Source organism: Numidum massiliense (assembly GCF_001375555.1).
Taxonomy (GTDB): domain Bacteria; phylum Bacillota; class Bacilli; order Thermoactinomycetales; family Novibacillaceae; genus Numidum; species Numidum massiliense.
The window spans coordinates 496657-521665 of sequence record NZ_CTDZ01000009.1 but is presented as its reverse complement, the minus strand read 5'-3'; the positions used below and the strand labels follow the sequence as shown (position 1 = coordinate 521665).

Sequence of the window (25009 nt, the reverse complement as noted above, 5' to 3'; positions counted from 1 at the left end):
CGCTGCCCTCCCTTACACGTAAATGACGTCGACGTCGCCGATAATCAAATTAATGACAATGCGGACGCGTCTCGTAGATGTCTGATAGTCGGCTGTCTCGATCGTCACACTTCGGTTAAGACCGCCGTCTTCGTTGCCGAACACATTAATATCGCCGATGTTGACGTGACAGGATACCGCCATATCTAAATCGTACGGGACAAAAATGTCGATGTCGCCGATCCAGCCGTTCACAATGACGACCGTCTCTCCCTCGTGCACGAAGGCGCGCGACAGGTCGATCTTCACATCGCCAATCCCGTGCCAAATGTCCATATCGGTAAGTTCCCACCGCGGCCCGGTCAAATATAAGTTACCGATGAGCGAGTGCGTCACCTTCGGTGAACGGTCGGCAAATGCCCGTGCCCGCGAACGCGCGCGGCGAAACTCACCGCGTCTCGGATCTGTACGGTAGTAATAGTCTTGTTCCTCTCGTTGCCAGTCGTCTTCAGTCCGCTCGCTGCGCCAATCCGCGCTGTCGCTGTGATACTCGTAATACTCGTGCCGGTCGTCCGCATCTCGGTACTCACTCCGGTGCTCGCGGCGCGCGTCGCCTTTCCTGTACGCGCCGCGGTACTCACCGTTGGCGTCGCCATCGAACTCCGCGCGACCGCCCCTCTCGTCCCGACGGTAATCGCGGCGGTTAGCATCGTCCACACTGTCGCGGTAAAACTGGCGCTCACCTTCTGCTGCGTCGCTAAACTGCTCTCCCCGCCGCTCTTCGTCGAACGGCTCGTCTCGTCGATTGTCGTTCGGTGTCTCGTAACGGTTCCCAAACGTCGCCCCGAAGTTCTTTTTCAATTGCTCAACGCCCTGCTTCAGCGTTTGTTTCAACTCTTCCGGGCGGATATTTTCTTCAATGTCGCGCCTAATGTCCTTAGAGAAGTCCTTTATATTATCGGTAAAACTTTTGTAATATTGACCATCCGTCGTATAGGAGTGATCATTGCCATACTTTCCGTTATTCCCGCCCGACGGATCGCCGTTGTTGCCACGATCGCGGTGATCGCGGTCATCGCGGTCATCGGTGTCACCGCTCCCCGCCTCCCGATGATCGCTGCCTTTGGCGCGTTCGCCGGATAACTCCTCCCAAAGTAGATCGTCTTCCCAGGGGCGCTCGCCGTCGGTAGTGTCACCACTTGTACTATCGTCCTGCTCCTTAGGTGAAACAGTGAGCTTCGTTTTTTTCGTCCGGATCATGCGGTAGCCAAAATAAATAATCGCAAGCGATAGAGCAAACCCGAATATACTGCCAATATGAATGCCGAACACTCTGAGTAGTAAACCGATCCCGATTAGGAGGCAAACGCCGCCACCCGTCGATTGCCCTTGATCCAACAGTTTAAGCCCGAAATAAAGTAAAATCGCCGGCGCAATGAATGAACTAATGTGCAAATCGATGATACCTAAATTTTTTAATAAAACAGCGGCACCGACGCCGATCAAGACGATTCCGAGAAAGTAAGTCGATATCCTCGAGTTTTTCACCGTTTCGCTCACCTCCGCTAGCAGGAAGAAAAAGCAGCCATAGCCCGTTGCCAAGCTATGGCTAAGCTTACTATATCATAGCCCGTAACGTTAGCTCAACGAAGTAGGGCCATCTTTCTCTTCGACCGCTCCTTTTTTCGCTGCTTTTATTTTTGCTAGTTCCGCCTCTACTTTTTCACTGTATGCAAAGCTCGTTCGCCCAAAATGATCGGGTTGGAAGGTCGTCCGCAATGATCGGCTCGCGTCAGCGTCTGCCTCCATCATCATGACGCGCTCTTCAATGCGCGAAAATCCTTTGGCAGCACTGTCTGTATCGATCGCACTCATCGCCGAATTCATTTGCTTCGTCGCTTGCGCCACGTTCACGCGTGCGACGAGGGCGAACTTTTTGCTCCTCAGTTCATAATACTTATCCTTTAACTCCTGTAACTGTTCCAAAAGCTGGCGCTTCTGTTCTTTCGCCGTTTCGTGTTGGCGGCGGTATTCTTCTATTTTGGATAGGCAGTATTCTTTGTCGGACAGTGCGCGCAGGGCAATCTCGTCGTCGCCAGTGTCGACGGCAAGCTCAGCTTGACGCGTCCGTTTGCTCGCGCGATGCTCCATTTCTTCCGTAAGCGCGCGCCACCTTTTTTCCATCGCGTTTTGCCGGGCAATCGCTACTTCTGCGCGCGAAATCTCGCTTTCCATGTCGCGCATGTATTGGTTGAGCATCGCTACCGGATCTTCTACTTTATCCAACGCCTCGTTAATCGTCGCCACCGTTATGTCGCGGAACCGTTTAAAAATACTCATTATGTGTACCTCCTAAAGTTAGTTAATTCAGCTAGCCGTTACTCAATCGCTCGTTTCACAGCTACGTTTCACACCTATGGTCAATAATCGCGGTCTCGCCTTCTCACGTCCCGTTCCCAGTCGTCCAAATCGTCGCCAGCTGGCCGATGTCCTCTTCTTGGCTGGCCGTAGTCGTTACCTGCGTACCAGTGACGGTCATACGCCTCCCCATCGCCGTTGTGCCCGAACATCCCACTGTCACCCGCATAAGAACTGTGCGCACTCGCTGGGGCCACATCCTTCGCGCTACCTTTAATTTTTCCCCAACCGTAATAAATGAGGAGCACCGCAATCGCTAAGCCGAACAAAAAAGGAAGTAACCCTGTCATCCAGAGTACGCCGAATACGATAAGAAAAATCCCTAGCATCCGCCTAGCACCACCTCCCGAACTGTTTAACATGCCCCACCCTTTGACGATCAAGAATAGTGCGATCGCAAACATGAGGAGACTGCCGATCCCGATCCCAAACTGCCCTAACAACATCATCGCGCCTAGGATCACGAGGATAACCCCGAAAGCGTAAGATCCGGAATGTTTATGTGCCATGTTTAACCTCCTTCCAAGACGCTTACTCTGTATTCTCAAAGCAGTATCCTTTGAGCTTGCTTTTATCTTAACTAAAAAGCGCATCCCCCATAACTGGCCACAGCACGATTTCGTCTCCGCCTCGAGACGGAGATACGTCTCAGTCCACGAAAAAATGGTGAAAAAATGGTATAATAGAGCACGGTCGTTTCTGTGGACAAGTATACGATCCCATACGTTTAATGTAGTGAATCTGATACGATGAGTTTGGTATTATAAAAAGCGCTTATTGATACAGGGGTGAATCACATGTCGGACATGTTTGGCACCTTTATCGTGTTCTGGATGTTATTTTTAGTTGCCATGTTCGCGATTGGCGGCTACTTCATGTTCCGCAAGTTTTTGAAGAGCATGCCAAAGAAAGACGGCAAGTCGGCTCTCGATTGGCAAGATCACTACGTCAGTAAGGCACGACACTTGTGGACAGAAGAGACGCTCGCCTTTCTGGAAGAGCTCGTGCAACCGGTCCCGCAGTTGTTCCGCGACACGGCACGACACTCGATCGCCGCGAAAATTAGTCAGATTGCACTCGAGGAAAAAGCACCCGCGATGACGATGGACATTATCCTTAGAGGGTACATCGAAGCGACACCGAAGCGCGATCACAAATGGCTCGTCGCCCATTTACAGGAAAAGCAAATCGACATTACGCCGTACCGCGCGTTGTTAGACCGGTAACAGACACGTCGAAATAGCTAGGCACAGTGACCCGTCACAAATAGTGACGGGTCTTTGCGTTTCATAGCCCCTTGATCGCTCCCGCACCGGCAGCCCCACCCCCACGGCACCGCTCCCCCCAACGAGAACACGGCAATACGGTTCGTGTGTGACAGACCAAAGCGACATCCAAAAATAGTACGCGATTCACAGCCGTAAATGGTATAATAACCGTATTTGAATTTTATGGGTCTCATTTACTCCATAAGAAAACAGGGGGGGTCTCTCCTTGGACAACCACGTATCGTTAACCTCACTCATGATCGTCGTCTCTGTGTCCTTCGTCGTACCGATTGTCATCAACCGTTTAAAGTGGACATTTATGCCCGTCGTCGTCGCGGAAATACTAGCCGGCATCCTCATCGGTAAGACTGGCTTCAACATCGTTCAACAAGATGCGACGTTACAACTACTGTCGACACTCGGGCTCATATACTTACTCTTCCTCAGCGGTCTGGAAGTCGACTTCGACAGCTTCCGCTCCAGAGGCAAAAGTAACACCGCCAGTCCCCTAAAAATTGCGACCGTCGCCTTCGGCCTCATTTTAATCGTCTCTTTTGGCTTGGGGCTACTAATGGTCCCGTTAAACTTGACGCAACAACCGTATTTGATGACGCTCATGATCGCCACCGTCTCGCTTAGTATTGTTTTACCAGTCTTAAAAGAGAATAATTTAACGAACACACCCTTCGGACAAACAATTTTGTTGATCGCCGTCATCGCCGATTTTGTCACGATGATTTTACTTGCGGTGTTCGTCTCCATTACGTCTCACAGCGGGCCGCACCCGTTGTTGATGTTTACCCTCGTACTCGCCTTTTTCGCCTTGTACCGCATTACCAAACCGCTCGCCGAACGCGATTGGCTGCAGCGACTGGCCAAAGGAACGGTACAAATCGGTACGCGCGGCGCGTTCACCCTTATCTTGTTTTTCGTCGCGCTGTCGGAAACGGTCGGGGCGGAAAACATCCTCGGAGCGTTTTTAGCGGGGCTGTTCGTCTCGCTCATGTCGCCTAAGCCGGAACTTGTACACAAACTGGAATCGTTCGGCTACGGGTTTTTAATACCGATCTTTATTGTCATGGTCGGCGTCAATCTCGATTTGCGCACCTTATTCGCTGACCCGCTCGTGCTCCTACTCGTCCCGTACTTGTTATTTTCTTTGTTCGCTTCGAAAATTGTGCCGCTCCTCTTTTTGCGCAAATGGTTTTCTTGGCGTGAAGCTTGGTCAGCTGGTATTTTACTTTCGGCGACGCTCAGCCTCGTCATCGCGGCAGCTACGATTGCCCTTAAGCTAGAGTTAATCCGACCGGCCGTTCACGACGCCTTCATTGTCGTCGCGGTACTGACGTGTCTCATATCGCCGATCGCGTTCAACCGCGTCAAACCGGAACAGCCGCAGGAGGAAATGCCGACTGTTTCTATTGTGGGGGTTAACGGTGCGACCTTACCTGTCGGACTAGCCCTAAAAAAGAGGGCTTATCACGTCACACTTTACGGCGCGAGTCAACAGAAGATTGCACCGGAATCCGTCACCCAGGAAGTTAAATTTCCGCTCGTCGATCTTGAAAAAATGACGCTACCAGACCTAGTGCAACACGACGTCTTCGCGTCCGACGTACTCGTTCTCGCCACCGGAAACGACACGTTTAACAAGGACGTTGCCCTTTACGCCCGCGAACGCGATCCGGAACAGCGCATCATCGTGCTGTCTGACCAAGCAGCGACGCAAGAACAACTCTCGGAACACAACATTACGTCCTTTTCGAGTCTTTTTGCGACGAATACGTTGCTGCGCGGTTTGATCGAGTATCCGGCCGCCGTCGCTTTACTGACAGATAAAGGCGATGACTTACAAGAGATCGTCGTCGGCAATCGGCGCTATGACGGCGTGCTTTTGCGCCAGCTCCCCTTCCTCGGAGACACGCTCGTCCTGCGCATTCACCGTGGCGGAGACTCGATCATTCCCCACGGCGATACACGCATTGCACTCGGCGATCGGCTACTCGTTACCGGCAGTCCGGAACATATGCAAGAAATGCGCACCGAATTAGAGTGAAGGCGAACAGGCATGTCCTATGGAGTAGATAAACGATCGCATGTCCTGTAGTTGTTTGTGGAAAAAGTCGAAGGGCTGTCCAATCGTCGGTTAACCCGGCTAATGGACAGCCCTTCCTGTATGCGTCTCAAGGTTATACATCACATGTCTTACAGTGATATTTCATACGTGTACCTAACTGTGATACTTCATACGCGTATCTTACAGTAGTGTTACTTCATACGTGTGTCTTACTGTGATACTTCATACGTCCTACGACGATACATCATGTATGTAGACATCCGTCTCGCAGTGAATCACCCAGCACTTAACCATCTCGTGGGGACTCACCCGCGGCATTTGCCCCAGCACGAACCATCTCGTGGGGGCTCACCCGCGGCATTTGCGCTACTTACTGTCGACAATGAAGGTGACCGGCCCGTCGTTCGTTAGCGACACTTGCATATTAGCGCCAAAAACGCCGGTGGCGACGCGGACGCTGTACGAACGGAGTCGCTCGTTAAACGCATCGTACAGCGCGGCAGCGCGGTCAGGTGCCGCCGCTTGTGTAAAACTGGGTCGCCGCCCCTTCCGGCAATCGCCGTAAACGGTAAACTGGGAAACGCTGAGGATCTCTCCCCCGCTGTCTAGCAAGGAGTGATTCATCTTCCCTTCGTCATCGGTAAAAATGCGCAAATTAACGATTTTGTCCGCGACATAGGCGATTGCGTCGGCGTCGTCACCGTGGGTGAACCCGACGAGGCAGACGAGGCCGTGCGCGATTTCCCCTGTCACCTCGCCGTCGACCGTCACTCGCGCTGGCCCGCTGCGTTGAATAATGACGCGCACATGGGACCCCCCTTCCGACTGCCAAAGTTACTTAATATTGCCCGCGGTATTTCCCACGCATGGCGTTCTCCGCGTACACTGCTCCAGCATCATCTGCAAGAAATGAAGCCGCGCGGCGTTACTGCATCACGCGCGTCACACTGTATACGTCCTTGATTTGCTTTATTTTTTCTACGACGGCGTGTAAGTGGTCCAAGTTTTGCACCATAATGGAAACGTTAATGACGGCCATGTTGTTGCGCGTCACTTTGCCCGCTACAGCAGTCATGTTCGTCTTCGATTCAGCGACAACTTGTAACACTTCGTGCATCATACCGCGCCGATCCATCCCGTATACTTCTAAGTCGACGTTGAACGACTGGTTGGACCGCTCTTCCCACTCGACATCGATTAACCGCTCCGTTTCGTCCGTACGAATGTTGGGGCAGTCCGAGCGGTGCACGGAAACGCCGCGACCGCGCGTGACAAAACCGACGATGTCATCGCCGGGCACCGGATTGCAACATTTAGAAAAGCGGACGAGTAAGTTGTCGACCCCTTTCACCCGGACGCCTTGCGCGACGCTTTTGTGCGGTTTTGGCACGACTTTAGCCTCGGGGGGGATCGCGGCATCTTCTGCTGCGCGCAACTTCTCCGTCAGACGGTTCGCAATTTGCGCTGCCGTAATGCCACCGTAACCAATCGCGGCCAGCATGTCTTCTTCACCTTGGAAGTTAAACTTGGCGATCACTTCGGCAACGGCATCTTCCGTTAACACGTTGTCGACATCAAAGCCGTATTTTTTAATTTCGCGCTCCAGCGCTTCCCGCCCTTTAGCGACACTTTCCTCGCGGCGCTCTTTTTTATACCAATTGCGAATCTTGCTCCGCGCGTGTGACGATTGAGCGATTTTAAGCCAATCGCGACTAGGCCCGTAGCTATGTTTTGACGTTAAGATTTCTACAATGTCACCCGTTTTTAACTTGTGGTCGAGGGGGACGATTTTCCCGTTCACTTTCGCCCCGATCGTCCGGTTGCCGACTTCTGTATGAATGCGATAGGCAAAATCGAGCGGCACCGAATTCGCCGGCAGTTCGATAACGTCCCCCTTTGGCGTAAACACGAACACAACGTCGGAGAAAATATCCATCTTCATCGATTCCATAAATTCTTGCGCATCGGAGACGTCTTGTTGCCACTCGAGAATTTGCCTGAACCACGTCAGTTTATCTTCGAACGACGGCTCTTGTTTTTGCTTCCCTTCTTTGTAAGCCCAGTGGGCAGCGACGCCGTACTCAGCCGTGCGGTGCATTTCCCACGTCCGAATTTGAACCTCTAGCGGTTCACCCTTCGGACCGATCACCGTCGTGTGCAACGACTGATACATATTTGCCTTCGGCATGGCGATATAATCTTTGAACCGTCCCGGCATCGGCTTCCACAACGTGTGAATAATACCTAATACGGCGTAACAGTCTTTAATATTGTTGACGATCACTCGTACGGCCAACAAATCGTATATTTCGTTAAACTGCTTGTTTTGCAGCTTCATCTTGCGATAAATGCTATAAATGTGCTTCGGCCGACCGGAAATGTCGGCTTCTATGTCCATATCTTGTAAGCGCTGTTGCACTTTTTCGATCACGTCATTCAAATACTCTTCCCGCTCGGCCCGCTTTTTTTGCATCAAATTAGCGATGCGGTAGTACTCTTGCGGACTCTTGTAACGCAAGGCGATATCTTCTAATTCCCACTTGATAGCGGAAATGCCTAACCGGTGTGCCAGCGGGGAAAAAATTTCCAACGTTTCACTCGCCGTCCGCTGCTGTTTTTCCCACGGTTGGTATTTGAGGGTACGCATGTTGTGCAGACGATCCGCCAGTTTAATAAGGATGACGCGGACGTCTTGCGCCATTGCCACGAGCATTTTGCGGTGGTTTTCCGCCTGCTGCTCCTCTTTAGACTTATACTTCATTCGTCCTAATTTCGTCACTTTCGTGACGCTGTCGACTAAGCGCGCAATGGTCGGACCGAACGCCTCTTCGATTTCCTCGAGTGTCACCTCTGTATCTTCGACGACGTCGTGTAACAGCCCAGCCATAACCGTCGACGTATCCATCCCTAACTCGACCAAAATGTAAGCCACCGCTAGCGGGTGACATATAAACGGCTCGCCAGACTCCCGTTTTTGCCCGCTATGCGCTTCGCGGGCGACCTCGTACGCCTCCTCTATGCGCGACAGATCATCCGCGGTCATGTACTGGCCCGCTTTTTCTAGTAAGCGTTCGATCGTCATCATCGGATTCACCTATCTACAACGAAAACCTTAGTCTAATCATTATCGGCGATAGACGCTGGAATGTAAAGACATACCGCGTCAGGGTCGCCAAGCGCTTCAAACGACACCTACGTCAATACTGCACTAACGTAAAAATGGGGTGGTCACCTAACTTGTCTCGCCCGTTTAAGTAAGTCAGTTCAATGAGAAAAGCGACCCCGACAACCTCGCCGCCGACGCGCTCTACTAAGTCGACTGTCGTGCTGATGGTTCCACCTGTCGCCAACAAATCGTCGGCGATGAGGACACGCTGCCCTGGTTGAATGGCGTCGCGGTGAATGGCGAGCTTACTTTTTCCGTACTCGAGGTCGTATTCCGCCTCAACGACTTCTCCAGGCAGCTTGCCTGCTTTGCGTACCGGAACGAAGCCGGTGCCGAGGGCGTAGGCAAGGGGAGCGCCGACGACGAACCCCCGCGCTTCCGGTCCGGCGATGAGGTCAATGTTTAAGCCTTGAAGCTCGCTCGCCATTTGATCGATAGCCGCTTTGTAGCAGGCTCCGTCTTGCAATAACGTCGTAATGTCTTTAAAGCGAACTCCCGGTTGGGGAAAGTCGTGAATGACGCGTATTTTCTCTTTGAAATCCATGGTCGTCTCCTCCTGGAATGTGGGCAGCCTGTTCCGCCCTCACTTTCGTAATCTCCTCGAGCAGCTGGCGCTGAGATGCATAGTAAAACGCATCGTACGCCTTTTTGCGCCTGCGCTGCCGGGCGAGGATCGCGGACTCGTTTAGCGACCGCTTCGGCGCTTTGGCCTGAAGTGCTACTACTTGTCCCTTTTCTACAGTAAACCCTAGTTCGTTAAACACGTCGAGCGCGAGTGCGACCGTCGGAGTCGCCATACCGATGCCCCGTGCCACCCGGTGCAAGTCACCTTTATGCATGCGCCGCTCTTTATGCAAAACAGCGTACACTTTTTTAAAGTCGTCGCGGCTCGGGACGGCGTAAAGCGCTTCGTCCGCACCAAAAAAGTAGACGCGCTCTAACGTCGGTACGGCACGCAATATACGGTGATACGTCGCCTTGTCTGTCGGGTAGTCGACAAAGGCGAGACAGCAACTGTCCGCAAGCGCCGGCGGGACAGCTGTCGTGTGCTTGTCGGCACTAGCTTCTTCCTTAAGGCTACTTTCGCCAACAGTGCCAGCGGTATAGACTTCGGAGCGATCGCCGTCCTCAACGCGATTCGTATCGCCCCAGCTCGTCCCGTCACTACCGTCGCCTACGACATGGCCGTACCCGTCCCACAGAACAAGCGACGCCTCGCGCCCCGGCAACTGCCTGCGTGCCTCGGCCGCACTCAGCGGATGAAAACAGTTGAAGACCGTGCCGTTATCAGCTAGTTGCTGCCAATCCTCAGACGTCACCTTGCGACCGCGCCAGTCGAACAGTTGCAAGTGGGCCACTTCTATGTCCTGGACGATACATTGCACCGAACGGTGGCCATTCCATTCGTTGACAGACAATTCGCCGACAACTTCCGCCTCTGCCCCGACAGCGAGCTCGTTTGCCGCTGCACCCATTTGAAAGGCAACCGCTTGGACACTGTCAGCATCCGTCCGGAGTGACAGGCGCAAGTGACTTTGATCCCGCCCGATCCGCTTCACCTCGCCGAGCTGTCCACCCGTCAAGCAGAAACGCGGCGTACGGTTGCCGATCCCGTACGGTTCGAGCAGTGACAGTTGTTCCACCCACTCGAGGGAAAGGTCGGCGAGTGTACAAGACAGATCGACGGTGGTGGACGGGATAAAGTCTTCCTCGGAGAGCCAATCTGCAGCAATCCCGTTCAACCGCTGCCGCAGCTCGCCAATGTCGTCCACGGCGAGAGTCATACCCGCTGCCATCGTATGGCCGCCGAAGTGCGGCAGCAGTTCTTGTAATTCGGAAAGTGCTTGAAACATATCAAACCCTTCGATGCTACGGGCCGAACCTTTCGCCTGCCCGCTCGCTTCGTCGATGGCGAGCACGATCGTCGGCCGGTAGTAACGCTCCACGAGACGGGAGGCAACGATGCCGATCACACCGGCGTTCCAGCCCGGTCGCGCCACGACGATCGCGTATTGGTTATCGCTTTTGTCTTTTTCGACGAGGGCGATCGCTTCCTTCGTGATCTCGTCGACAATTTGTTGTCGCTCGCGATTAATCGCATCTAACTGCTGTGCCAATGCGTAAGCCTCGTTGCGGTCGCGGGTCGTGAGCAGTTTAACTGCGGGATCAGCGACGTGCAAGCGTCCGCTCGCATTGAGGCGCGGCCCGATAGAAAAGCCGATATGTCCCGCCGTCACTTCTTTGTTTGCATCGATGCCGGCGACCTCTAACAGTGCGGTCAAACCGATGTGCCGCCGTTCGTTTAGTTTTTTTAACCCGAGTGCCGCGAGCAAGCGGTTCTCGTCCGCTAGCGGTACGAGGTCGGCAATCGTCCCGACGGCTGCGAGTGGCAACAGTTCTTCCGGCACGCGCCCGAGTAACGCGTGCGCCATTTTAAACGCGACTCCGACCCCAGCCAGCATGTGGTCCGGGTAGCGGCACAACGGGTGTTTCGGATTAATGACGGCGTAAGCGTCCGGCAATTCCGGCGGCGGCTCGTGATGGTCAGTAATGATGAGATCGAGTCCGAGCGCACGGGCGATTTCCGCTTCTTTAACCGCCGAAATACCTGTATCGACAGTGATGACGAGCGTGACGCCACGCTCAGCCGCTGAGTTGAGTGCGGCGCCGTTTAAGCCGTACCCTTCGGTAAAGCGGTTCGGTATGTAGAAGTCGACCTCGTGCCCGAGGGCACGAAACGTCTCCAGCATTAAGCTCGTACTAGTTACTCCGTCAACATCGTAATCTCCGTAAATCCATATTTTTTCGCGGTGATCGACGGCGCGGCGAATGCGGTCGACCGCGACGTCCATGCCGTACATGGCAAACGGATCGTTAAACGCCTCTGGCGACACGTCGAGAAATTGCGCCACTTGCTCTCTGCTGTCCAAGCCGCGCGCTTGCAAGAGGCGGGCGATGATCGGATGAACGCCCGTTACCGCGGCCAGCGCTTCCGTCTCACTGTTTTCCGCTTGCTCTGCCGCGGCTAAGGTCCACCGTGTCTTGGGGTGGTACACGATGTATTCCCCCTTCCCTAACCTCTCTATTATAGCTAACGAGCAGATTGAGGGGCAATACTCCTTTGCAATACATAAAACAGGCAGCTCAGCCGCATGTTAACAGTATGTCCACGTGTAGCACCTAGTAACGGAACAAAACTAACGGAACGAATCGTGGAAGCGAACAAACAGGTGTGTCCACAACTTGAGGCGGCATCGGGACGACACCGGACGATGCGTGATGTGTATACTTTCAGACTAGGGGAGATCGAAGTGGCTAATCGCTACGTCCAACGACCGCATCCAGGGCAGACGGAGCAAAAACAGCAACAGCAGCCGGCTTCCACGTCGCTACAACAGAACGCGGCACAACTGCGCGAGCTGTTTGGTAACAGCGACGACTTTTCAGAGCGCAAAATAGTCTTTAACGGACGTGTTGGAGCCCTCTTTTACATTGCGACACTGATCGATGAACAGAAAGTGCAACACGGTATTTTGACCCCGCTCGCGCAAGTGTACGCGCGCGATCCCGTCGTTGAAGACGGAACAATCGGTAGCGGTCTCGACGCTATATTGACGACGACAACGATGGATGTCACTAACGACTTACGACAGACCGCCGCACAAATGGTCAACGGCAAGTGTGCCCTTTGTCTGAACGGTAGCGATCAGCTGCACTTGCTGGACGTCGGAGCGAATCACCAGCGAAACATCGATGAGCCAGAAGAAGAAAAGGTCATTTCCGGGGCACACGATGGCTTTGTGGAAAGTTTAACAATTAACACGTATTTAATCCGCAACAAATTGGAAAATACGTCACTCACCGTGCGCTATTTTTCGTTAGGACAAGAGACACATACAAAAGTCGCCCTCATCTATTTACGCCATCTCGCCGACCCGGACACCGTCGCTAAAGTGACACATCGGCTCGAAGATATTGCGACCGACAGTATCATTGCGGTCGGTACGATCGAAGATTATATCGAAGACGAGCCACTTTCCCCCTTTCCGCAACTGTTGCGCACGGAACGCCCTGATCGAACGGTCGCGAATTTGTTAGAAGGGAGGGTCGCCCTGTTAGCGGAAGGGGCGCCTGGGGCGTTTATTATGCCCGTCTCGTTTTTCTCCTTTTTTCAAACGCCGGACGACTACAACAACCGCTGGTACATGGGCACTTTTTTTCGCTTTATCCGCTTAATTAGCTTTTTTATGGCGCTCGCCTTACCCGCGTTCTATATTGCGATCGTCTCGTTTCACTTTGAAATTATTCCCGACGGGTTAGTATTGGTGTTCAAAGAATCAGTCGATAAAGTCCCGCTACCGCCGCTACTCGAAGCGATGGGGATGCAAGTGACGCTAGAGTTAATCCGGGAGACCGGGATTCGTTTGCCGACGCCGATTGGGCAGACGATCGGCATCGTCGGCGGTTTAGTCATCGGCGATGCCGTCGTCAAAGCTGGCCTCATCTCGTCGCAAATGATCATTGTCGTCGCCTTGACAGCTCTTGCTTCTTTCGTCATCCCAACGTTCGAAATGAGTACACTCGTCCGTCTGTTAGGGTTTCCGCTCATGCTAGCGGCGGCGACATTCGGTCTACTCGGTATCGTGTTCGGCTTTATGGTGATGTTTATCCACTTGTGCAAGCTAGAGCCGTTTGGTTCACCTTACTTTGCACCACTAGCCCCGTTACGGGCACAAGACATTAAAGATACATTTATGCGAGTACCACTCTGGTTAATGAACACGCGTCCGCTAGACAGTCGCCCACAGCGACTGCGCCGCGAGTGGTATTCGAGAGGGTGGAAACGACGTGAAAAACGCCGAAAATAGTATCACACCAAACCAACTGTTTTTTTTACTGTTGCAGACGCAAGCCGGCATCGGGTTAACGTCGCTCGCCTATGCCGTGTTTACAAAAGCAAAAGAGGACAGCTGGATAGCGGTACTGTTGTCGGGCGCCTGCGTCCAAGTTGTGCTCATCCTTTACTGGGCGCTCGGGCGACGCTTTCCGTCGCTGACACTGTATGATTACTTGCCGCAGTTGTTAGGGAGATTCCTCGGAAAAGGGTTGGGCCTCTTGTACATTTGCCATTTCGCTGTGGTCGGGGCATACGTGTTACAAGTGTACAGTTTCACGGTTAGTGCGTGGATGTTGCCACTCACACCGCGTTGGGTGATCCTCGCCGTGTTTGTCGCGGTCTGTTTGTACCTCGTCATGAGCAATTTGCGCATTATGGCCCGTTTTTATGTGCTCGTGTCATGCTTACTCGCTATTCCGCTCTTACAAATGATCAGTTCCTACACATTAGGCATCTTGAACGTCTATTACATTTTGCCCGTCGGAAATGCTGGCTTGAGCGGTATTATGACTGGTGTCAAAGAAGCGTCCTTGTACTTCCTCGGCTTCGAACTACTGTTAGTCGCCTACCCGTATACGACCGGCAGTGACAAAGCAAAACTAAAAGCTGCTTCACTCGCTAATTTGGTCGTCACCGTTTTTTATACGTTTGTCGTCTTCACCGTCATCATTTTCTTTGGCCCGAACGAACTGGCGCTCATTCCCGAGCCAGTCCTGTACATGCTAAAAGGTTTTACGATCAGAGTGGTCGAACGGCTCGATTTGTTCTTCTTTTCTATCTGGACCGTGTCGATTGCGACGACGTTCGCCAGTTACTTATTTCTCGCGGCAAAAGGGGTACAGCAAGTGTTCCAGACGAACACTTTTGGGAAAACAGTGCCGTACACCGCCGTCGCCTGCTTTGTCATTGGACTGCTCTCGGGCAATACGCTTGCCGTTGCCCACTACGCGCAGTGGGTCGAACGTTTAGACCTCGTTTTTTTCGGGATTGTTCCGGTGTCACTGTTGATCATTTCGTATATTTTCATACGTACGGAGACAAAGGGGGCAGGAGGATGAAGGCGAAAATTGTGAGCGTATTCCTTTGTGTGAGCCTCGTTTGTACAGCAGGGTGTTGGGATCAGCGCATGTTGCGAGACTACACGATCGTACGCGGGTTTGGGCTCGATCTCGCCGCAGACGGGCGCATCTTAGTGACGTGTTCGTTGCCTAACTTTACGAAAATGGTTCAGTCGCAGTCAATTGTCGTCAGTGGAGTCGGCGACACGCCGGCGGATGCGTTCGAAGTCATTGACCGCAAAGTAGCGAAAGAAATCGACCGTTCGAATAACCGGCTCATCTTTATCGGCGAGGAACTAGTAAAAAAAAGGGGCATGTACCCGTTGTTAGATTTTTTGTACCGCAGTCCACGAGACTCTTTGAACGCCCACCTCGCCATCGTCCAAGGAAGGGCAAACGACTTTAAAAAAGCGCAAGTCGGGGAAGCGACGCTACTCGCCGACTACTTAGACGATTTGATCAAAAGTGCGGAACTATCGACGCAAATCCCGATTGTCAACGTGCAGTCGGTATCCCCCCTCTTTTTTAACCCGGGCGAAGACGCCTTCCTCCCGTACGTACAGTGCCATGACAATGAAGCAAGCGTTAACGGCATCGCACTGTTCAACGGGCAGCGGTTGTCAGGAAAGTTGTCGTTTGACGAAGCGATGCTCTTTTTACTGCTCGCCGATCGCAAAGGAAGGGAAGCAAAACTGACGCACCGGGTAAAAATGGGTGGCAAAAAACGTGACCTAAACCCGTTCATTACAGTTAACGTCGAAAGCATGAAACGAAAATTGAAAGTGTCCGTGTCTAAAACGGGTCAACCGTCATCTGACTTGCGTCTTTTATTGCGCGTCAACGTCATCGAGTTTCCGCGCGACCAGTTGAACAATGCGCGCGAAGTGCAAGCGTTAAATGAACAGCTGTCCCGTTACTTTACCGAACGGGCGCAAGCGGTCGTTCGCAAACTGCAACAGGCCAACTGCGATGCCCTCGGCATCGGCCGCCGACTCATCGCCTTTCACTTTGACACGTGGAAGAAATTAGACTGGAAAAAAACGTACCCGCACATGACAATCACCCCTCACGTCACCGTAGAAATCGTCAAGCGCGGCATTATTGATTAGGCAAAGAAGCCCGCCCGCGACTAATAGAACAATTCGGTCGGGGAGAGCCTCTGAAGATCTCGTGTAAGTTGAGCCAAGCGAGCGGCGTTTAACTTCTATCACGCAGTTGGACAGCCAGGCGCTCGGCGTTTAACTTCTATCACGCAGTTGGACAGCCAGGCGTTCAGCGTTTAACTTCTATCACGCAGTTGGACAGCCAGGCGCTCGGCGTTTAACTTCTATCGCGCACATGTCGACCACCTGCACACTGCCCTTATTCTGCCGCCGCTTTGGCTGGTTGCATGCGCTCTTTTTCCATGGAGCGCCACTTCCACAGCACCCAAATTTGGCTGGCGATGAAGATGGACGAATACATCCCGATCGTCAGTCCGAACAGCAAGGCGAGGGCGAAGTTGGCGATCGATTCACCGCCGAACAAGAAAATGGCGCCAGCCATAAACAACACCGTCAAACCCGTGTTAATGGAGCGAGCCAACGTTTGCTGAATACTGACGTTGACCAGATCCCGCAAATCGTCGAACGTCTTCAACTTAAAGCCGTTCATATTTTCGCGAATGCGGTCAAAGATGACAATCGTGTCGTTGACCGAGTATCCGACGATGGTCAAAATCGCAGCGTTAAACGTCAAGTCGACCTCTATTTGCAGCAAGGAGAACATGCCGACGGTAAACAGTGCGTCGTGCACGAGTGCGAGCACTGCCGCGACCGCAAAACGGTATTCAAAGCGGATCGCGACATAAATGATAATGCCGACCAAGGCGATGAGCGTCGCAAATAAGGCGTTGCGCGCCAGTTCCCGCCCGACGACGGGCGAGACGACTTCCGCTTGCACGTTCACTTGTTTGCCGTAGGCGTCGCGGAACGCTTTTGTAAGCCCGTCGACTTGATTTTTGTCCAGTGCATGGGGCACGTTCACGATGGCAAACGTGTTGTTGTTCCCCCCAGCACGCACTTGGGCGTCAGTCATTTTTTGCTTCTCTAACAGCGTCTGCACGTCTTCGACCTTGAACGTTTTTTTAATTTCAACGTCGAGCCGCGTCCCGCTGACGAAGTCGATCCCTAAGTTGAGCCCGGAGACGAGGAGGGAGACGATGCCGACCAACAGCAGCAAGGCCGAAACAAGGAAATACGCTTTGCGGTGACCGACGATATCTAATTTATAGTTCACCGATTTCCTCCCCTTTCACTCCGAACAGACTCGGCTTTTGAATGACGCGCGCTTTGAGCAACAAGTTCATAAGCAAACGCGATCCGGCAACTGCAGTGATGAAGCTCACTAAAATGCTGACGATGAGCGAGACGGCGAAGCCTTTAATGCTCGAGGAGCCGAAGTAAAACAGTACCGCCGCCGCGACGATCGTCGTAATATTGGCATCAAAAATCGTAAGGAAGGAGCGCCGCGAGCCCGCTTTAATCGACGACGGAATCGATTTCCCGTGCCGGATCTCGTCTTTAATCCGCTCGTACATGAGAATGTTCGCGTCCACGGCCATCCCGATCCCTAAAATAAACGCGGCAATACCCGCAAGTGTCAGCGTGACGTGTAGGAGCGAGAACGTCAGCAGCACTAAGTAGGCGTAGGCAATGAGGGTGATCGAGGCGACTAAACCAGGAATGCGGTAGTAACCGATCATAAAGATGAGGACGACGAGCGTCCCGTAAAGCCCCGCTTTTAAGCTTTGCGTGAGCGACAACTGCCCGAGACTGGCGGCGACTGACAGCGACTGGATTTCTTTCATGTCGACCGGCAGTGCCCCGGAGTTAAGTAACTGAGCAATTTCTTGCGTTTCTTCCACCGTCATTTCGCCGCTGATCGAGGCCTCCCCCGTCGGAATTGGTTCTCTAATATAAGGTGTGCTGAGCGGTGTTTCATCCAAATAAATAGCTAACGTTTCATTGATGTGTTCGCGTGTAATTTTGGCGAATTTCTCAGCGTCTTTCAACTTAAGCATAACGGCAGGTTGGCCAGATTTTTCTTCGATTCCCGGTTCTGCCTTTTTTAAATCGTTACCGGTTAATACAACTTCTCCGTTATCGAGCCGAAAGGTCAGTTTCGCCGGCGTGCCCAATATGCGCCGCGCCTGGTCTTCGTCTTTCACCCCGGCCAGCTGGACGCGAATGCGGTCTTTCCCTTCGATGGAGACGATCGGCTCTTGTACGCCTAAGGCGTCGATCCGTTTATTGACAGCAGCTACCGCTGCTTTCATCGTATCCTCTGTTATTTTTTCTCCTTTGTTGAGCGGTTTCGCTTCGTATAGTACCTCGAATCCGCCCTGTAAATCTAATCCGAGCGTGACATTTTTCGCTACATCTCCCGCTGTCCAGCCGATGACGCCGAACAGGGCGAGGACGAGGACGATAAATGTCATCAGTTTACCCCATTTGATCATTTTAAAAACGCTACCTCCCTCTTGTCCAACACAACAATTATCGCAAGTCGGACAAGCGATGTCAATTACAGACAAGGGAACATTTCACTGTCAGGCTGCGGGGCCATCACCCTCCTGCCAGAAACCTGCCTTTATACTTTTCTGCCTACTCGGTTCGTAATGGAGCCAGCGACAACTCCGTGTCAAACGGTATACCCGCTGAAAAATGCGAAATCCCCTTCCCGACGTTGAGCAACCGTCGGCTAGGGGGGATCTCCTCTCCTTTAGTAAAAAGGAAGTCACTACGACTCGCTTACAACTGTTACCAACGCCTTTTTGTTCATATGATCGACAGGTAACGGGAGGTGAGTCATACAGAGTAGGCGAGCGTGCGTAACTGTCACAGGGCATTGAGAGCCTGCAAGTTCACTTTGATGCTGCCTTTCACATTTTGCCACAACTTTACTTTATAGTCTTCGAAGGAAAAGTCTGCTTCGTTCAGTTCACCCGCCGCGAACAGCTCCTCCACCAGTTTTTGCGTTAACAGCAAGTCCTTATAGTTTTGCACAACTTCCGGGTCGCGCCAATAGGCGTCCTCGGATAGCCCGCGGATGTCGTACAAATGCTGCTGTACCTTTTGCACCTCGTCCTTTACATCGCCCGACAATTCGTGTGCGAGCACATCCCGCTGCTCAGAGATAAACGCTTTTACTTCTTCGTCCAACGCAGTAATGCCCCGTTTCGTCGCCTGGGCGACGGCCAACTTTTCTTGCGCAAGCTCCGCTAGCAGCTCCTCGTTGGAGGGTGTCGTTTGCAGATTGTTCCATGCGGCGATCAGTTCTTTGTTCGCCTTGTACTGTAAAAACTCTCGCTGCGTTATTTGAATGCCCTTCCCTTGCGCGACGACCTTCGCACCGTTGCGGTCGTCAGCGTGGTGCATTTTTTGCTTTAGTTCGCCAAACAACTGATCGAGGGACTGGTTAGAGTCTTTCACTGTAGAATTGGAGTTAGCGACAGCATACGTACCACCCAATAGAAGCGCGAGGCAACCGGCAAGTAAGAGAGACTCGCGAATCTTTTTCATCACTTTCACATCTCCTTTCAAAATACGCCCTTGTGTAGGCCGTTGTCCTTTATTTTCGCTTAAACGTCCACTTGTCTTTCACGTTATTTTTGAATTGCAAGCATTTGGTATCCTGTTAGCGCTTACTATATCCTTTATTTGTATATATGTCAATGTATTTGCAATCATTTTTCCCGGTTATTTCCTGCCAAATAACTTAAGACAACCTTATGACTATTTTTAAGGTCAACGTCGTCTTTCACAGAAAAAAAGTCGACCTACGTAAGGTCGACTCCTTTATACGCGTTCACGGTCATCCAGTTCATGAAGTCCGTGACTTTTAGCGATAGTATATCGTTCACTAACTTATGTAATGCTGGCAACTGTTCCTCATACCCCTTGGATACGCACAACCAAATCTCGCGACCGGAAATGTTTTCGTACCCGTAAAATTCAAATTCCTCCGCTTTGCTCGCACATAACTTTTCGATGACGTCTTCCAAGTCTTCCTTCTCCCAAGATGTGTTAAGATCGTAATCTGTCACCTTAGTCCCTGCTTTCTCATACTTTTTTTGCGGAATATCATATTCGACAAAATCCACCAAGCTCCTGCTACATTTGAAAAATTGCCACAAACGTTCCCCATGGGGAAAAGTCGTCATGAACCGCTCCCGCCCGCGCATAGGCTTGTATTACCGAGACGTATAAAAAATCTTAGCAACTCATGCAAAAAAGGCGTTCCAACCTGCCCATTGAGAGACAACCGCATAGAAGGGATGGCCGAAAGGTTGCGCAAACAAACATTTTTGCAAGGTACACTTATTTTGGTAGCTGCCGGTTTTTTAAATAAAGTGTTAGGTTTCGTCTACCGCATCACGTTAACGCGCTTGATCGGGGACGAAGGAATGGGATTATTTCAAATGGCCTTCCCGTTCGCTATGCTCGTCATCACGCTCGCTACCGTCGGTTTAAATATTACCATATCCAAACTCGTTTCGGAAGCTGAAGCGTTAAAGGATGAACGGCGCGTGTACGCGGTTCTTTACGTGTCGACCGGCGTCGTCGTCGTGACGAGTGCAATACTTACGACGCTCATGTTCGTCGCCTCACCTCTCATCGCCCGCTACGCACTCACTGATCAGCGGGCGATATACGCCTTAATGGGGATCGCGCCGATGGTGCCGATCGTCGCCGTCTCTCACATTTTTCGCGGCTACTTTCAAGGGAAACAAAACATGTTCCCTTCCGCTTCCGCTAGTGTACTGGAGCAAGTCGTGCGCATTTTTACCGTGTTATTTTTTGCCTCGCTGCTACTGCCCCGCGGCATTGAATTCGCTGCTGCCGGCGGCATGATCGGCATGGTCGTCGGCGAGTTTACCGGCCTCTGTCTCATGATCTATTTTTATCAAAAAGATCCGGAGCGGCCGCGCAGCCCACGCGTCAGCGGACAGAAGCGCTGGCCACCGCCGTCCGGATTGTTGCGCGACATGTTTCGTATCTCCGGACCTGTCACCGCCAGCCGCCTCATCGGACACGTGACATATGCCGCTGAACCGATTCTCGTCGCACAGAGCTTAGCGTTGGCCGGTTTAGCGACGGCGACTGCGACATCGCTGTATGGGCAGTTAGCAGGCATGGTTGTACCGCTCGTCTTTTTTCCCGGCTTTCTCACGAATGCGCTCTCCGTATCGCTCGTACCCGCGATTGCCGAGGCAGCAGCGCGACAAGACGAGCTGGCCATTCACTGGCGCCTTAAACAGTCCTTCCGCCTGTCGCTGTTCGTCGGCGCCCCGTGCGCCGCTGTCATGGTCGTGCTAGCGGAACCGCTGTGCCTACTCATCTTCGGCAACGCCGATGCGGGCCGCCTGATGCAATTGATGGCGCCTTTTACGATTTTGGCGTACGTACAAGCGCCGTTTGCTGCCGTTCTACAAGGATTAGACCGCGCCAAGGACGCCACGCGCAATTCAATTGTCGGAACTGTCGCCAAATCGGTGCTCATTTTGCTACTCGGTTCACAGCCGTCGCTCGGCATCGACGGCGTCGTCATCGCGATCAACACGGGCATCGTCATTGTCACCTTGTTACACATCGGCTCGATTGCTAAAATCGTAAACTTTACGTTCGACTTGCGCGAAATCGCAAAAGTGCTGCTAGCGATGCTCGTCACTGGATGGACGTGCTATTTATGTGTATCCCTTTGGTTCGCTTCGTACCCGTTACCGCTAGCCGTTGCACTCTCACTCCTCTGCAGCGCCATTGTGTACTTCGGTGTCGTCGTTTGGTTGCGCCTCCTCGCACAAAACGACGTGCAGTACATGCCGCTCGTCGGCAAATATTTAGCGCGTCTTTTCCCAAAAAAATAACGGTCTAAACGCGTACAGGCTGTCATACGATGTAGTGAAGTCTGACAATGTCGGAGGTAAAAAGATGGATCGCTTTCTCACGCGCTCGCCGCTGCTAGCCGGGCTACTCACTGTGTGGTTGTTCGTCATCGTCGGCTCGTTTTTAACGTCGCTCGTCCTCAATTACACCCGTGTGTCTGAAGCGAGCTTTTATTCCTTTAGTTACGGAATTAACATCGTCGCCTTGCTCGCTGGTGGCTGGATGTCCGGGCGTCGGAGCGGACGCCGCGGTTGGTACCACGGAGCTGTGACGGCGCTCTGTTACGCACTGTTAGTGTTTGTGATCGGGCTGCTGGCGTTTGATTCCCCTTTCGGTTGGCAGAACGTGCTCCACCTCTGCGGCGCCCTCGTCACTGGTGCCTTAGGGGGAGCCATCGGCGTCAACACGCGCGCATAACCGTTGACGCCTTCCCCCTCCTACCCCCTCCCTAAGCCTTCACCCCTCCCCCCCTTACTACCTTCACCCTGCCCCCTCTTCTAGACCTTCTTCTATTGCTTTTCCTAACGCCCTCTTTCCTTAATAAAGAAACAGGAACTTCCCGAGGGGGAAAATTCCTGTCTCCATACGCGATCGTGTTCTTTTTTATTCCTGACTGTTCACCGCATTGATGGCACCGCGCTCGAACACGAGTTTCGTACCTTCTGCCACTTTGAGCGTCACTTGCTCTTCCGTAATGTCGACAATCGACCCGTGTAGTCCCCCGATCGTGACGACTTGATCGCCCCGCTTCAACGCTTGCAGCATCGCATTGCGTTCTTTTTGCCGTTTTTGCTGAGGACGAATCAGCAAGAAGTAGAAAACGACAAAAATAAGTATAAACGGGATCAACGATGTTAATAAGTTTTGATCCATTATGTATCGTCCCCCTTTTCTTGGGAAGTAATAAAGTTGCTTTAAAAAGCTTTATATGAACCCTGCCCGTAGTAACGAGCAAAAAATTCATCCCGAAAATCTTGTAACCGATCATCCACAATCGCTTGTCGCACGTTTTTCATTAGTTGCAGCAAAAAGTACAAGTTGTGGGTCGTCGTTAGTCGCATGCCAAAAATTTCGTCGGCCTTCATTAAATGGCGAATGTACGCCCGACTGTAGTTGCAGCACGTGTAACAGTCGCACGCTGGATCGAGCGATCCGAAATCGCGGGCGAACTTCGCGTTGCGGATCACTAAGCGACCGGTGCTCGTCATCGTCGTCCCATTGCGCGCGATGCGCGTCGGCAACACACAGTCAAACATGTCAATGCCGCGCAGGACGCCTTCGACGAGTGCGTCCGGTGAACCGACACCCATTAAATAACGCGGTTTGTCCGCCGGTAACAGCGGGGTCGTCACCTCTAGCATGTCATACATTAATTCCTTCGGCTCGCCGACGGAGAGACCGCCGACGGCGTACCCGGGAAAGTCGAACTGGGTCAATTCGCGTGCACTTTGCTCGCGCAAGTCGCCGTACATCCCGCCTTGCACGATGCCGAACAACGCTTGCTCACCGGATCGCTGATGGGCGTTCAAACAGCGCTCCGCCCAGCGCGTCGTCCGTTCGAGCGACGCTTTGACATAGTCCCGCTCCGCCGGATACGGCGGACACTCGTCGAAGGCCATGACAATATCGGCGCCGAGTGCGTGTTGTATTTCCATCGACTTTTCTGGCCCGATAAAGAGCGGTTCCCCGCTAATGTGGGAGCGGAAGGCAACCCCCTCTTCACTAATCCGCCGGAGCTTGCTTAGACTAAACACTTGAAACCCGCCGCTATCGGTCAAAATAGCGCGGTCCCAGTTCATAAACGCGTGCAGTCCGCCAGCTTCGGCGACGATGTCGTGCCCCGGGCGCAAAAACAGGTGGTACGTATTACTTAAAATAATTTGCGCCCCAATCTGTTTCAGTTCTTCCGGACTCATCGTCTTCACGGTAGCCAGCGTGCCGACTGGCATAAAGACCGGCGTGTCAATCGTGCCGTGTGGTGTATGTAAGCGCCCTAAACGTGCCCCTGTCTGTCGACACGTTTTAATGAGCTCGTAGCGAACAGCCAATACAGTGCCTCCTACTACTGATCGTCTTCATTATATCTTAACATAGCAATGAATAAAACAGCGCGCGAGAATTTCATTAAATAACAGGCATTAAATAATGCATCAAATAATGAGCATCGCATCGCCGAAACTAAAGAAGCGGTACTCTTGCTGCACAGCTTCCCGATAACTCGCCAGCACGCGTTCGCGACTCGCAAGCGCACTGACGAGCATAATCAACGTCGACTTCGGCAAATGGAAATTCGTCACTAACGCGTCGACGGCGCGGAACTGAAAGCCGGGGTAAATAAAAATGTCGCTCCAACCGCTCGCTTCTCGCATGTCGCCGTACGTCTTGACGACCGTCTCTAACGTGCGGCAAGACGTCGTGCCGACGGCGACCACTCGCTTCCCCGCTGCCTTCGCCGCGCGGATCGTCTCCGCTGTTTTCCGACTTACTTCGAAATATTCAGCGTGCATCTCGTGTTGCTCCACTCGGTCGACCGTCACCGGCCGGAACGTCCCTAACCCGACGTGCAACGTGATCGGTGCGATGCGCACACCTTTTTGCTCGAGCTGTTTAAGCAACTGGGGCGTAAAGTGCAGGCCAGCCGTCGGCGCGGCAGCTGAGCCGAGATGGCGTGCGTACACTGTTTGATAGCGGTCGCGCACCGTTAACTGCGCTTTTATGTAAGGAGGCAACGGCATTTGCCCTAACCGCTCGAGTAGTTCGAGTAGGACGCCGTCGTAGACGAGGCGAAACACGCGTCCACCGGCCACTTCTGTCCCTTCCTCCGCGACGGCGACGAGCTCCCCTTCGCCGAAGGAAATGCGCGTTCCTTCGCGCACCCGTTTGGCCGGTTTCACGAGCGCTTCCCAACGGTCACCTGTGAGTTGCTTTAACAACAGCAACTCGATCGTCGCTCCGGTGTCTACCTTGCTACCGATGAGGCGAGCAGGCAATACTTTACTGTCGTTGACGACAAGGACGTCACCGGCATGTAAATAGTTAGCGATGTCAGTAAAGTGCCGGTGGGTAATTTTTCCCGTTGTGCGATCTAACACGAGTAAACGCGACTGCGACCGCTCCTCGAGCGGCGTTTGCGCAATTAAATGCTCTGGTAACTCATAGTCAAACTGTGACACATCCAAAGGCGTTCGTCCCTTTCCAGTACACCTTCCTGCATACCTGT

General features: G+C 52.7%; 19 protein-coding genes and 1 pseudogene. 7 read left to right on the top strand and 13 right to left on the bottom strand.

The window, feature by feature from the left end; translation table 11 throughout:
* Positions 1–12: 12 nt before the first annotated feature.
* The 3 genes from liaF to BN1247_RS03060 all read right to left on the bottom strand — a co-directional run bounded on the left by liaF (position 13) and on the right by BN1247_RS03060 (position 2906).
* On the bottom strand, positions 13–1527 hold the full coding sequence (gene liaF / locus BN1247_RS03070) for a cell wall-active antibiotics response protein LiaF (RefSeq protein ID WP_054949076.1): 1515 nt from the start codon (positions 1525–1527) through the stop codon (positions 13–15).
* A gap of 90 nt (positions 1528–1617) precedes the next feature.
* Positions 1618–2319 (bottom strand): PspA/IM30 family protein, encoded by a 702-nt coding sequence (locus tag BN1247_RS03065; RefSeq protein WP_054949075.1) that lies wholly within the window; start codon positions 2317–2319, stop codon positions 1618–1620.
* A gap of 80 nt (positions 2320–2399) precedes the next feature.
* The gene (locus BN1247_RS03060) at positions 2400–2906 is read right to left on the bottom strand and encodes a hypothetical protein (protein WP_054949074.1); all 507 of its coding nucleotides are present in this window, start codon (positions 2904–2906) and stop codon (positions 2400–2402) included.
* A 288-nt stretch (positions 2907–3194) separates the two neighbouring features.
* Between BN1247_RS03060 and BN1247_RS03055 the strand changes: the two genes are divergently transcribed.
* The gene (locus BN1247_RS03055) at positions 3195–3623 is read left to right on the top strand and encodes a DUF2621 family protein (protein ID WP_054949073.1); all 429 of its coding nucleotides are present in this window, start codon (positions 3195–3197) and stop codon (positions 3621–3623) included.
* A 268-nt stretch (positions 3624–3891) separates the two neighbouring features.
* Positions 3892–5721, top strand: coding sequence for a cation:proton antiporter domain-containing protein (locus BN1247_RS03050; protein ID WP_054949072.1), 1830 nt, complete (start codon positions 3892–3894; stop codon positions 5719–5721).
* A 387-nt stretch (positions 5722–6108) separates the two neighbouring features.
* On the opposite strand, the gene dtd is transcribed toward BN1247_RS03050, so the two are convergent.
* The 4 genes from dtd to recJ all read right to left on the bottom strand — a co-directional run bounded on the left by dtd (position 6109) and on the right by recJ (position 11964).
* Positions 6109–6549 (bottom strand): D-aminoacyl-tRNA deacylase, encoded by a 441-nt coding sequence (dtd, locus tag BN1247_RS03045; protein ID WP_054949071.1) that lies wholly within the window; start codon positions 6547–6549, stop codon positions 6109–6111.
* Positions 6550–6667: 118 nt separating this feature from the next.
* A complete protein-coding gene (locus BN1247_RS03040) occupies positions 6668–8824 on the bottom strand; it encodes a RelA/SpoT family protein (protein ID WP_054949070.1) in 2157 nt (718 codons plus the stop codon).
* 115 nt (positions 8825–8939) lie between these two features.
* Positions 8940–9452 carry an adenine phosphoribosyltransferase gene (locus tag BN1247_RS03035; RefSeq protein WP_054949069.1) on the bottom strand — a complete coding sequence of 171 codons (513 nt, stop codon included), beginning with the start codon at positions 9450–9452 and terminating at the stop codon, positions 8940–8942.
* A complete protein-coding gene (gene recJ / locus BN1247_RS03030; RefSeq protein ID WP_054949068.1) occupies positions 9391–11964 on the bottom strand; it encodes a single-stranded-DNA-specific exonuclease RecJ in 2574 nt (857 codons plus the stop codon). The genes BN1247_RS03035 and recJ overlap by 62 nt, the downstream gene beginning before the upstream one ends.
* A gap of 255 nt (positions 11965–12219) precedes the next feature.
* On the opposite strand from recJ, the gene BN1247_RS03025 reads away from it, so the two are divergent.
* From BN1247_RS03025 to BN1247_RS03015, 3 genes are read left to right on the top strand one after another with little or no spacing between them, the layout of a single operon-like run.
* Complete coding sequence (locus tag BN1247_RS03025; protein ID WP_054949067.1) at positions 12220–13776, top strand: spore germination protein; 1557 nt, start codon at positions 12220–12222, stop codon at positions 13774–13776.
* Complete coding sequence (locus BN1247_RS03020) at positions 13757–14863, top strand: GerAB/ArcD/ProY family transporter (protein WP_054949066.1); 1107 nt, start codon at positions 13757–13759, stop codon at positions 14861–14863. Before BN1247_RS03025 ends, BN1247_RS03020 begins: the two co-directional genes overlap by 20 nt.
* Positions 14860–15972 (top strand): Ger(x)C family spore germination protein, encoded by a 1113-nt coding sequence (locus BN1247_RS03015; protein ID WP_054949065.1) that lies wholly within the window; start codon positions 14860–14862, stop codon positions 15970–15972. Before BN1247_RS03020 ends, BN1247_RS03015 begins: the two co-directional genes overlap by 4 nt.
* A 253-nt stretch (positions 15973–16225) precedes the next feature.
* Here the strand turns inward: BN1247_RS03015 and secD are convergent.
* From secD to BN1247_RS02995, 3 genes and pseudogenes are all read right to left on the bottom strand, one after another.
* A pseudogene (gene secD / locus BN1247_RS18085) lies at positions 16226–18362 on the bottom strand (protein translocase subunit SecD).
* A 379-nt stretch (positions 18363–18741) separates the two neighbouring features.
* Positions 18742–19428: a hypothetical protein gene (locus BN1247_RS03000; protein WP_147675163.1), complete on the bottom strand. Its 687-nt coding sequence runs from the start codon at positions 19426–19428 to the stop codon at positions 18742–18744.
* 254 nt (positions 19429–19682) lie between these two features.
* Positions 19683–20006: a post-transcriptional regulator gene (locus tag BN1247_RS02995; RefSeq protein ID WP_315969586.1), complete on the bottom strand. Its 324-nt coding sequence runs from the start codon at positions 20004–20006 to the stop codon at positions 19683–19685.
* A gap of 150 nt (positions 20007–20156) precedes the next feature.
* Between BN1247_RS02995 and spoVB the strand changes: the two genes are divergently transcribed.
* Positions 20157–21770, top strand: coding sequence for a stage V sporulation protein B (spoVB, locus tag BN1247_RS02990; protein ID WP_187119706.1), 1614 nt, complete (start codon positions 20157–20159; stop codon positions 21768–21770).
* Between the two features lie 34 nt (positions 21771–21804).
* Complete coding sequence (locus tag BN1247_RS02985; RefSeq protein ID WP_187119705.1) at positions 21805–22206, top strand: TIGR04086 family membrane protein; 402 nt, start codon at positions 21805–21807, stop codon at positions 22204–22206.
* Between the two features lie 186 nt (positions 22207–22392).
* Here the strand turns inward: BN1247_RS02985 and yajC are convergent, their stop codons facing one another.
* The 3 genes from yajC to queA form a co-directional block, all read right to left on the bottom strand.
* Positions 22393–22662: a preprotein translocase subunit YajC gene (yajC, locus tag BN1247_RS02980; RefSeq protein ID WP_054949059.1), complete on the bottom strand. Its 270-nt coding sequence runs from the start codon at positions 22660–22662 to the stop codon at positions 22393–22395.
* A 41-nt stretch (positions 22663–22703) separates the two neighbouring features.
* Entirely contained in the window at positions 22704–23837 is a 1134-nt protein-coding gene (gene tgt, locus BN1247_RS02975; RefSeq protein ID WP_054949058.1) for a tRNA guanosine(34) transglycosylase Tgt, read from the bottom strand.
* A 102-nt stretch (positions 23838–23939) separates the two neighbouring features.
* Positions 23940–24968, bottom strand: coding sequence for a tRNA preQ1(34) S-adenosylmethionine ribosyltransferase-isomerase QueA (gene queA / locus BN1247_RS02970; protein ID WP_054949057.1), 1029 nt, complete (start codon positions 24966–24968; stop codon positions 23940–23942).
* Positions 24969–25009: the final 41 nt, after the last annotated feature.